Annotated in this window: 8 protein-coding genes; all 8 read right to left on the minus strand. The window is 62.3% G+C overall.

Features of this window, described 5'->3' with window-relative positions:
• Positions 1-434 precede the first annotated feature (434 nt).
• The gene (locus AC6UAL_RS09150) at positions 435-1139 is read right to left on the minus strand and encodes a hypothetical protein (RefSeq protein ID WP_500683073.1); all 705 of its coding nucleotides are present in this window, start codon (positions 1137-1139) and stop codon (positions 435-437) included.
• 211 nt (positions 1140-1350) lie between these two features.
• Positions 1351-2139 carry a Mom family adenine methylcarbamoylation protein gene (locus tag AC6UAL_RS09155; RefSeq protein ID WP_500683074.1) on the minus strand — a complete coding sequence of 263 codons (789 nt, stop codon included), beginning with the start codon at positions 2137-2139 and terminating at the stop codon, positions 1351-1353.
• 22 nt (positions 2140-2161) lie between these two features.
• On the minus strand, positions 2162-4552 hold the full coding sequence (locus tag AC6UAL_RS09160; protein ID WP_500683075.1) for a hypothetical protein: 2391 nt from the start codon (positions 4550-4552) through the stop codon (positions 2162-2164).
• Positions 4539-6917 carry a hypothetical protein gene (locus AC6UAL_RS09165; protein WP_500683076.1) on the minus strand — a complete coding sequence of 793 codons (2379 nt, stop codon included), beginning with the start codon at positions 6915-6917 and terminating at the stop codon, positions 4539-4541. Before AC6UAL_RS09165 ends, AC6UAL_RS09160 begins: the two co-directional genes overlap by 14 nt.
• Positions 6914-9187: a coiled-coil domain-containing protein gene (locus AC6UAL_RS09170; RefSeq protein ID WP_500683077.1), complete on the minus strand. Its 2274-nt coding sequence runs from the start codon at positions 9185-9187 to the stop codon at positions 6914-6916. The genes AC6UAL_RS09165 and AC6UAL_RS09170 overlap by 4 nt, the downstream gene beginning before the upstream one ends.
• Before the next feature lie 3 nt (positions 9188-9190).
• The gene (locus AC6UAL_RS09175; RefSeq protein ID WP_500683078.1) at positions 9191-9658 is read right to left on the minus strand and encodes a hypothetical protein; all 468 of its coding nucleotides are present in this window, start codon (positions 9656-9658) and stop codon (positions 9191-9193) included.
• An 18-nt stretch (positions 9659-9676) separates the two neighbouring features.
• Complete coding sequence (locus AC6UAL_RS09180; protein WP_500683079.1) at positions 9677-9961, minus strand: hypothetical protein; 285 nt, start codon at positions 9959-9961, stop codon at positions 9677-9679.
• Positions 9962-9963: 2 nt separating this feature from the next.
• A partial coding sequence (locus tag AC6UAL_RS09185) for a hypothetical protein (protein ID WP_500683080.1) occupies positions 9964-10145 on the minus strand: 182 nt, incomplete at its 5' end.

Raw genomic sequence — 10145 nt, forward strand, 5'->3', positions numbered from 1 at the left:
CATGAATCTCTCGACCCCATTGCACTAACAATGAGGGTACGGCAATGTCGAGACGCGATCCTGCTTTTGCTGCAACGGAGGCGCGAAATTGACTCTGAGTAAAAGCAACCCCTCGGGGTGAAGCCGAGCCGGGGAGGCTGTCCGCCTCCCCTGTCCCCTTGGACCAAAGGAGAGAGCTTCTCGCTCATCTCCTTTGGAATCTTCTCTGCGGCACTGCTCGGAAGAATGGGGAGGGGCTACGCGCCCCCTCCCCAAACCCTGTAGCGCGGCAAGCGGCATGAGGGAAGATTTGCAAGGAAATGAGGGAAGAGAGGCCTGTTTAACGAGAAGCGCGGCAGCGGCAGGCGGATGGCAGAGCCTCGGCTTGCAGGAGGCACAGGCTTGGCAGGGGTATAGAAGAGGAAAGGCGGGGATTTTACCCCGCCTGATTTGTATCAGTCGTGCTCGAGGGGAAAGCTCAATGACGCTCGCTTGGGGTGCTCCGCTGTGATCGTTGCACATGCCCTGCCCGGGTCGATGGAGGCGGATGACAATAGGCGCCGAATGTCGTTGAGTCCATCCCGCTGCATTGCTCGAAACGGGGCGAATTCGATCCATATCTCGCCAAGGGCGGCGGCGTCCCAGTCGTCTGTGGTGAAACGCTGGCCGCTTCTGTCCGGCGGGAGCCAGAGAGCGACCCGATAGGGCAGGCGCACTGGGGCGGCCAGCGTGCAGATCATGGTCAGGTTGTCCACCCTCTGACACAAATGCCGCCAGCGGAGCTCGTCGCAGATTGCCGGAGGCAGGGGTAGTTGCTGCTGGAGTTCAGACTCGATGAGGGCATTTCTGAGCCTGATCAGCCATGCTTTGTATTGGAAATCCCCGAGGGCGTTATCGAGCCGGATGCCTCTTCTCAGGGGGAGATTTCGCGGCACGGTGAAGATGGGTGCCGCGCAGGGGGCTGCCTCCAGAGGCTCGGCGCTAAAGGAGATCCCCGTTTCGTCCAAGTGCGAAAATACCGGAGTGTCTTCCGAACCAGTCATAGCTTGGGCGTCGGCCGCTGCCCGGCTTGCAATCACGTTGATACTATAGAGCAGGTGCTCCGCGAAGTCAGGTGATTCCGCAGGGCACAGCTCCGCAAAGGAGATGCTGTGTTTCATGTTCTGTATGTGTTTAGAGTTTGGACGCCGACCCGTCGGCCGACACCGCCATTCTACTCTACACGATGGGGCACAGCAAGCCCAAATGGTCATCGCGATTTTCTCTTGAAATTCGATCTATACCGCGATACAATGACGCCGCCATCGACGGATGGCACCGATTCTGTCGGTTTAGAGTTGGTCACCGGGGCTTCGGCCCCGGTGGCTTTCTTCATTCTCCCCCAGATGCTATGCAGCGCTTATGCGGCCAGCGCTCCAGCAGTGTATCCACCGCTGCGATGAGCCGGGGCCTCAGGCGCTCGGGGTTGATGTACCAGATGGCCGGTTCCGTGCCCCGTTCGTACGGCGGGTAAGGTTGCTCTTTCCCGTTGCCCACGAACTTGGCCGAGGGATGAAGGAAGTAGATGTAGCGGTATGTCTTGGCACGGAAGATGTCCATGTCGCCGACAAGCAGCGCTGCGTTTGTGCGGATGAATCCACTCGCGCAGGTGGAGCATGTCAGGATTTGCTGGTGCGTGATTTCGCGGGAGCGCCGATTTTGTAAAAAAGTTGTCCAGTGGTAGCCGAAATAGCGGAAATTGGCTGCCTTGTAGATGGTCCCGCACCCGACACGTCCGTCGGCAAATGACTGAACGGCTACGATGGTGGGGTCTGCTTGTTTCAGGAGTTTGAGACTTGAGGATATGAGGATGCTCTCGGCGTTGCGCCCCAGTTCATCGCTGATCCACATGCGGTTCAGCTCGATCATCCATCCGCCGGGGACTGAGCTTTCGATGACGTGAGCCTTGGGAGTTTTCATGTAGCCGTATGAGGCAACGCCGAGGCACTGGGCTTCATCCTCCTCTTGATCCCGGAAGATGCCATAGTTATGAATGCCGAACGAGGCCAGCCATTTGTGTGAATAGTGGTGTTGCACGATCAGTTCTCGGGCGGTCATTTTGCTGACGGGTTTGATCACCAGCGTTCCCATGTGGGAGGTCTTTTTTCGAATTTCAGTCATAAGTGTGGGGGGGGAATCGAGGTTACAGGTTTGCCGATTGGTCCGGCAGGGTGATGTTGAATCGGGCGTCGATGCTGCCGTTGGCGCGTGTGTCGTCTCCGTACAGCCACGTGGCGCTGCCGCTTACCGTGATGCCGGTGAAGATGCTGCCGTTGGTGCTGTAGTCTGCCGCGATGTCGGGTATCAGGCAGCCGGTGACGTCGGACGGGTAGTCGGTGTAGGGGCTTGTATCGTGCGCGATGGTGACGGCGCCGAGCGATGCCGTCACGGTGGGCGGGTCGGGAGGTCCGCTGTTGATGCCGGTTGCCGACGCCGGGCCCAGTTGCACGGCGGGGGTGTGGTTCAGGGCTTTGCGCAGCATGATGCCTTTGAGCGTTTCCGTTTTGAGGGCGATGGTGTAGATGTGGAATTGGCGCTTCACACCGTCGCTGCTTCGGGTGATGGAGCGCCCGGTGTTCCTGATGGCCAGAATGTTACTAGTGGGCAGGCTTTCACTGTCGGCGTTGCCGCTTTGAGGGAAGTCTGCTGCGACGGTGACGGTGCCGGGGATGTAGGTTCGCAAGGCGACGTTTTTGCTGTCGCTGTCGTCGTACATGTAGCTGGATTTCCATGTGACGGTGGCGGCTGATGTCTCGCCTTGGAGGGGCGCAAAGCCGTAGTACATGGTGTAGGTGCCTCCTTGGTAGGTGTAGCTGCCGCCGTTGGTGGTGCTGAGGGTGGCGTCGACTCGGTAGCGGGTGGAGGCCGTCGCGTATATGTCGAGGCTGACGTCGATGCTGAAGTCATAGCGGATGGCGGTGACGACGCCATCGGTGCGTTCGGTGCTGCGGTCTGCGGTTATGGTGACGCCGCTGCCGGCGATGTAGTAGTAGCCGTCAGGCAGCCACGTTGCGCCTCCGGGCGGATCAGGGTCGTCCGGTTCGTCCGGGTCCGGCGCGGGGGGATTCCATGGTCCGGGGCCGGGTTGCGGATGGGGTTCTGGGTTGGGGGTTGGGCCTACGGCAGGGCCCGGGTCGTCACCGAGGTCGTCAGGGCCCGGCTCGGCGAAGCATGAGGCTGTGAGCAGGATGCCGTCAGCGGTGCTGCCGGCTATGGCCAGGTAGTAGCGGCCGAAGGGGCTGACCAGCTCGGCTGCGGTCAGGACTTCGTAGGGGGCGGCGGTGGGTGGCCAGATGGTTTCGCCGGGGGTGTACCAGCCGAGGTGGTAGCCCATCAGGATGCCCTGCCCTTCGATGCTGGCGGGGTCGAAGCAGTAGTCTTGTGCACTTTCGGTATGGTCCTGCGGCGACGCAGGGTTAATCAGGTAGCCTTGCACGGCTTCGAGCCACGAGGTGTATCCGGTGAATTCCGAGACGTCGGGCATGTTGCCGTAGGCCGAGCCGTATTCCCACGGCCAAAGGACCTGCGACTGGGCGATGCCCCATGGTGGGCTGTAGTGGAAGCGACCGCAGATGTTTAAGGGGGCGGCGATGGCGGGAGGGATGGTGTGCGGGATGGTGCCGGCGCTGCCGAGATAATTCTCCGTTCCGAGGCTGGCGGGGATGGGTTGAGGGATGTTGTCGTCTGCCAGGGTGTACGGGGTGGTGTTGTCTTGCTCCCACGGCAGAAGGGCGCACCAGAAGGGGGCGAAGGGGCCTCCTTCGGCGGTGAGGGTGTCGAGGTTGTAGCCCCGCATTGATTCGTAGGGAAGGCCCCAGGCGCTGTAGGCGAGTCGCGAGGCAACGGGGGCGGATGCCATCAGGTCGTCGGTGTACATGGGGCTTGCTGTTGTGTGGAAGCAGAGCACGTTGCCGCAGGCGATGGCCCAGATGGTCACGCGGATGGCTTGCTTGAACGCCCAGCCTCCGCCGTCTACGGACTGCCAGACGCCCGGCTCCGGGTGGTAGCTGTAGTTGGCCAACACTTCCCACCACACGTCGGCTCGCCATGTGCCTTGGTCGGTTTTGAGGTAGTTGTCTCGGATGGCCATGGGGCAGATATAGAGCTGAGGGGTTACGGCTCGGCTCGGTGCGTCAGTCGGCAGGCCGCCGATGCCGGCTGTTCCGAGATAGCCTGCGCCGCTCGGTTGTTCGTTCTGCGTTTCGGCGTCGGCGGTGACGGGCGCGTTGTCTCCGGTGATTTTGAGCCACAGGCGCCCGCTCCAGTAGGCGGCCATCAGGCGGCCTGCTATGTGTTGGCCTCCGGCGCCGTCGAGGTCCGTCACGACCTGCCAGACGGTGACGTTCGCATATTCTTGCGCCGCCATGCTGCCCCATGCCGGCGGGGCATACGCCGGGGCTCCGCCGAGGCGTGATGAGGGCAGGCCGGATGTCTCTGCGCCAGTCACCGGGTAGGCAATGCCGCTGCCCGGCTGAATGCCCCAGCTGTCATCATGGATGGTATCGGCGGATCTGTAGGGTTCAATGGGTATCATTGTCGCCGGCGTCGCGGTAGAGGACTTTAGGCTCCCAAGAGCCCGATGTGCGGTTGTATGCTGCTTTGATGTAGTACTGCCGGCCTGTCTGCCAGTAGTCGGTGATGTTGATGGGGTCGACGTCGATCATGCCCGTGGGTGTCGGGAGAGGGCCGCCGTTGATCCAGATCTTGCCGTCATCGTCGCGATACACGGCAAAGGGTTCAGCCCGGGCCGCTTGAGTGATGGCTTGGTAGGTGGCGCTGGCAGCAGCTCCGACCATGGGGTAGCTGTCATCCTCGCTGTCGTCGCCCTCGGCTCCGGAGGATTCTTGACTTGCGGCGGCGACGGATGCGGCGATATCGGAGAGGGCTTGTCTGCGGCCGACTTGCTGACGCTGGAGGATGGCATCGACGCCGAGCGGACCGCCGGCTCCCGTGGTGAGGGTGAGGTCTCCGCTGGCCGGTTTCCACTGTGCTGATTTGAGGATGCCGTAGCGGTCACTGTGGATGTAGTTGGCAACAGCCGCGAGTGTCATGCTGCCGTGGGTGCCGTAGGGGCGGCTGGAGATGTAGTAGTCGGTGATGGCTTGGATATAATCGGTTCGGGATAGCTCATCGGTCTCCGCTTCTGTGCCGTCTGTTGAGTCTGATGGTTGTGCGAGAGTGCCCGACTGGTAACGCGTGCGCCGGCGGTTGATGAAGATGCCGTCGAGGGTGAGGCAGGTGCAGGAGACTTGTTGCTCGCCGCCGTTGACGCTGATCTTGGAGGAGCCGCTGAAAAATTCCGTGATGTCGGATCCTGTCAAGGTGCCTGTATATTCGCTCTTGAGCCAGACGAACTGCCGCAGCTGCCCGCGGCAAAATCGCAGGCCGCTGACATTGCCGCGCGCGCTGCTGGATGCCGGGAACTGGCCTTCGTAAAGGGCGTAGAGGTTTTGGGTGTTGTGCGGGGAGAACTCCTGATAGTTCGCAGGTCCGTTTGCCGTTTCGAGGGTGGGAGGCCGGAAGGCGGTGAAAACGGCGTTGCTCTCGTCATCTTCCTCTTCTTCGGGGTAGGCTTCGTCGACGGGAACGGGCTCAAAAACGGGGGTGCCGTAGGAGAGGCAGGAGATGTTCGTGCGGCGAAGCTGGCGGAAATAGCGAGACCAGAATTGGTGACATTCCGGGCCGTTGCTCACGGCGCTGTGCATGTCGACGGCTTCACCTTCGGGGGTGTCCCATCCGGCCGGTACTTTGTAACCTTTGACGAGCATCCAATCTCCCGCGTCCTTTTGCACGGCGGGGGCGGACTGGGCCCCGCCGACGGAGACGTCGCTCTCCGGCACGACGTAGATGAACGCGCCGGGGGTGTGGATGCTGCTGCCGGAGGGCTTGGTGTAGGTGTAGCGCCCGCGCAGGGCACAGACGGGTGGTGTTTCCCACGCGGTGCGCTGCGTTTGGATGCTGACAACGCTGCCCGGCAGGTCGTCGGCGTTGCGGAGACGCTCGATGGAGGCGAGGTGTTCCGTGCCGCCGGTGATGCCGCCGCTGAATGGGGTGATGGCGGGCTCCGGGGCGTCGTTTGCGGAGTCGGGTGCGGGTGTCCAAGCGAGGGCTATGCTGTTACCGCTGATGCCTGGCTCGCGGGCGGTGAGCGCCAGGCTCGTGGCTCCGGTCGCGACCGCCGCGACGCTGAGATGGCTGCGCAGACGCTGGGCCAGAACGGTGGCGGGGGAGCTGGGCCACGCCGAGGCGGAGGACAGGGTGGCGATGTCCAAGGCGGTGTCTCCGATGGTGAGTGTGCCGGCGGTGACGTCGGTCGGCATGTCCACGGAGGCGGTGGCTTTGGTGCCTTGGGTGATGGTGCCGCCTGCGATATGGAGGGTGCCGGTGGTGTGGTCATACCAGCTGGCGGCGTTGGCCACCCAGCGCACGGCGGATGTGATGGCGGACCAGACGGATTCGGTGCCGCTGGAGTAGACGGCGAGCACGGATGATTCGATGTTGATGTCGAAGCGTTCGTCGCCGAGCTCCGAGCTTTTGGCTGCGGCGGCGAGAGCGCGGCGTATCAGGGCGGCGGCGCTTTCGAGGGTTTCGCCGCTTTCGTCGTAGCTGGAGATGTCGACGGGTAGCGCATCGAGCAGAGCGATGACGTTTTGGACGGTGACGCCGATGCTGCGCGTGTGGTCTTGTTCCGTTGTCTCGATGTCGGTCACCCAACCGCGGAAGATGCAAACTCCGTCTCGGAGGAGATGCAGCGGGGCGCCTACGTCAAAAGGCAGTTCGACGGCTTCTCGGAGGTCAGAGATGAACTCCAGAGTCATGCTGTCTGCGGCCAGTGAGTTGTAGGTGATGCTCAGGGCGCGGCAGCCGAGGGCGGTGAGATCGGCTTCGGTGTAGATCATACGTTAGCGCGGGAGATGGTGGTGATTTGTTGGCGCAGAGCGGCGTTTTCTGCCGCGAGGCGGTTGAGCCGTTCCTGCTGAGAGCTCAGGGCTGCGGCCGCGGCCTGAGCGGTGGAGTTGAATTGTTCCATGGCATCGCCGGTTCGGGAGGCAAGGTCGTTGTGCTGCCGGATGACGTCTCCCGCCTGGCGGAGGGCATCATCGACGGGGGGCATGGCTGCGGCCTGCGGCATGGTGGTGGCCTGCGGTTGCGTTGTCGGCGGCCCTGAGGTGCGCGCACCCGCCTCATCCGCCCGAGCAGACGCCGTTGCGGCATCAGATCTGAGCTGATCGACATTTTGACGGGTGGCGGCTCTTGCCTCGTCCGCGCGATCGTCGCGGTAGCGGGATACAGCCTCGGCAGCAGCTTGGGAGGCGGCCTCCGCCGTCATGGCGTCTCTGAGACGGTCGGCGACGGCGATGAGGCCTGCCTGCTGCTCGGGGGTGAGGCCGGCGGCCTTGACGCTGCGGATGTCGGCTCCGTAGCGTCGGGCTTCGTCTTCTGTCATGGTGACTTCTCCTCCGGTCACTGCGGCTCGCAGTTGAGCCATGACCTGAGACTCTCGCTCGGCTCGAGCGAGCAGTCGGCTGATGGCGGCCATGCCCTCCGCTTGATAGCCCACAGCTCGTTCCTGCTCCATCTGCCAGGCGTTGACGTAGGACGCTCGAGCGGCGGCGGCTTGTTGAGCGGCATCGCTTGCTCGGTCCTCCAGCTCCTGCTCTTGCTCAGCACGTCGGGCCTTTGCCTCTGCCTCTGCGGCGGCGGTGGAGGCTTGCACGGCCTCTGCGTTGGCTCGGTAGGCCAGTGTAAGGTCTTCCTGCCGGCGTCGTTCCTGTATGGCGGCGTTCTCCGTCTCGTGTTCACGTTGTTTCGCTGCGAGGATGTCCTGCTTTTCCGCTACGGATCTGGAGGCGGCGGCTTCCTGCTCACTCGCATCGTTTGCTTTGTCTTTCAGCTCTCGGCGCTGCCGTTCCCATTCTTCCTGAACGGCCGTCGCCAGATCTTTCACAGGTCGGAGAACTTCCTCGCCGTCCTCGTTTTTTGTGGTAGTTGCGACACCGAGTTCTTTCGCCGCAGCGTAGACGGCCTTGGCGTAGTTATCCCTCAGGGTAATATCACCCTTCAGCAGATTGCCTGCCCAGCGACCCGTGTCGCCACCATGTTTGTTGATGAATTGATTGAGCCTTGCCCATTCCGTGGATAACCTTTCCATGTAGTTGGTATCCACCCCGCTTTCATCAACAAGCCCGAGCTGCTTCCCCCGCTGCATTAGTGCAGACAAGGCATCAGTGGCTGAGGTGTGTTCCGCCTGCTTCTGGTTAAGAGCCTCGGTGGCTGTGGCAAGATCATCCCGCGCCGATGCCATTTCATCGGCTTGTCTGCGAGCGGTCGATTTGTCTTCGATGGCGCGAGTTCGGTCAATATGATCGTACTCGCTGATTTCCCCGCGAGCCAACATACCATCAAGCGTGGCCTTTTCGGCCTCTTCCATATTGCCTTCGGCGCGGGCCCGCATGCCGCGCATTTGGGCTTCGTGCGACGCCTCCTCTCTCATGAGGGCCAGGAGCCTCTCATGGCCGGCGATTTGCTCGTTGAGCGCGTCGACGGCGGCGTTCTGGCGTTTCAAGCGTTGGGCTTCTTCGCGCTGTGCGGCCCAGCTGGCTCGCACTTTTTGCGCGGCGTCTTCGGCTTTTTTGCTGATTTTGGCATACCAGTCGGCAATCAGCTGCATGGAGGCGGCGACCTGATTGATGAGGCCGACGACGGCAAAGCCTTTGGTCAGTAATCCCATGACGCCGTTGGCGATGTTCAGGGCCCGGGTGAAGCCGCCGACGGCTTGGGTGCCTTGGCTGATGGACTTGCTCACGCTGCCGGCGGCGGTAGCGCTCTCTTTGGACATCTTGGAGACGGCGGCAGATGCGGACGAAGTCGTGGCCTTGATGCTGCTGCCTACTTTGTTCGCCGTGTCATCAGCGCCGCGCTGCTGGCGCTCGAGGGCTTTGGTGGTGTCCTCGACGGCTCGAGCGGTTTTCTGCTGCGCGTCGGTTGCCGCTGCCGCTCCTTCCTTGTGGGCTTTGGCTGCGTCTTCTGCGGCCGCCTGCTGATCTTCGACGGCGGATGTGACGCCTTCGAGGGCGCTCTGAAGCTCGCTTTCGACTTTCTGCACGTCGTCGGGCAGTTGCGAGGTGTCGAGGCTGATGCCTATTTTGAGGTTGGGGTCGTCGGCCATGGGTCAGATGTCGGTGATGTGCGAGACGGTGAATTCAAACTGAGTGTGGTAGCCTGCGCTGCCGGCAAACGGGCTGCTGGCGGCATCCAAGTCGATGTGGCGAACGGAGGCGAGGCTCGCGCGCATGCGCCAGCGAATCAGAGGGGCCGTGATCAGACCGGCGAAGGCGGTTTCCAGCGTGATGTCGCCTTCCGGTTGCAGGGTGAGGGTGCGCCACAATTCCAACCCGCGGGCTTGGGCCTGAGCGAGGCATGGGGCGGCTGTGTAGCGGTCGAGCACGAGGCGCACGGAGGCGTTGCCTCGGCTGTGGTGGTGAGCCCACGCCGAGCTGAGGAGCTCGGCGGTGGCGGTCGCCGGGCCTCCTTCCAGCTTTGGCTCGGCATCGCACATGTCCAAAGGGCTGAGCAGTTCGATGGGGGCCGCGCCGGAGGGGGTGTAGGTAATGCGATAGCGGGATAGGTGGATTATCATGGGGGACTGGGGGCTAGACTAGAGTATCTCGGACCCATCCGGCGGTGTCGGGGGTGGCACGGCATCCTCCGTCTCCGGCGGCAGAGGATCGTGAGTCAGCCCTTTCATCGCTGCGGCCTCGGCTGCCGTCGCGGCCTGCGGGCAGCCGGCGTTGAGGCCCTGAGGCGTATGAAAAGCCCGCCCTGCGTTGGCGGCATAGCGCCGCCCGTTTTCATCCGTCCATTCGCCTTTTTCGTCTGTCGTGAAAAAGTAATGGAGCAGCTCCGTTTCCGTCGTTTCTTGCGTTGTTTCCGTTTCGTTCATGTTTATACCTCCGTATAAGTCCATCCCTTGGCCGCCAGCGTAGCCTTTTGCTCCTCCGTCAGTTTGCCCGTCGGTATCTGAAGCAGGGCCGAGACACCCGTGCTCGTGCTCCAATCCGTGACTGTATCCACGATGTGCTGCACGGATTCGGCCGTCAAGGCTGTGTTGTAATCGTAAAACTTGA

Origin of the sequence: Candidatus Parakkermansia intestinigallinarum (genome assembly GCF_944389695.1) — a bacterium.
Lineage (GTDB): Bacteria > Verrucomicrobiota > Verrucomicrobiia > Verrucomicrobiales > Akkermansiaceae > Akkermansia > Akkermansia intestinigallinarum.

What these genes read in the sequence shown, in the direction of transcription:
- AC6UAL_RS09150 (WP_500683073.1), bottom strand. Translation starts at nt 1,139, where the DNA reads ATGAAACACAGCATCTCCTTTGCGGAGCTGTGCCCTGCGGAATCACCT.
- AC6UAL_RS09155 (WP_500683074.1), bottom strand. Translation starts at nt 2,139, where the DNA reads ATGACTGAAATTCGAAAAAAGACCTCCCACATGGGAACGCTGGTGATC.
- AC6UAL_RS09160 (WP_500683075.1), bottom strand. Translation starts at nt 4,552, where the DNA reads ATGATACCCATTGAACCCTACAGATCCGCCGATACCATCCATGATGAC.
- AC6UAL_RS09165 (WP_500683076.1), bottom strand. Translation starts at nt 6,917, where the DNA reads ATGATCTACACCGAAGCCGATCTCACCGCCCTCGGCTGCCGCGCCCTG.
- AC6UAL_RS09170 (WP_500683077.1), bottom strand. Translation starts at nt 9,187, where the DNA reads ATGGCCGACGACCCCAACCTCAAAATAGGCATCAGCCTCGACACCTCG.
- AC6UAL_RS09175 (WP_500683078.1), bottom strand. Translation starts at nt 9,658, where the DNA reads ATGATAATCCACCTATCCCGCTATCGCATTACCTACACCCCCTCCGGC.
- AC6UAL_RS09180 (WP_500683079.1), bottom strand. Translation starts at nt 9,961, where the DNA reads ATGAACGAAACGGAAACAACGCAAGAAACGACGGAAACGGAGCTGCTC.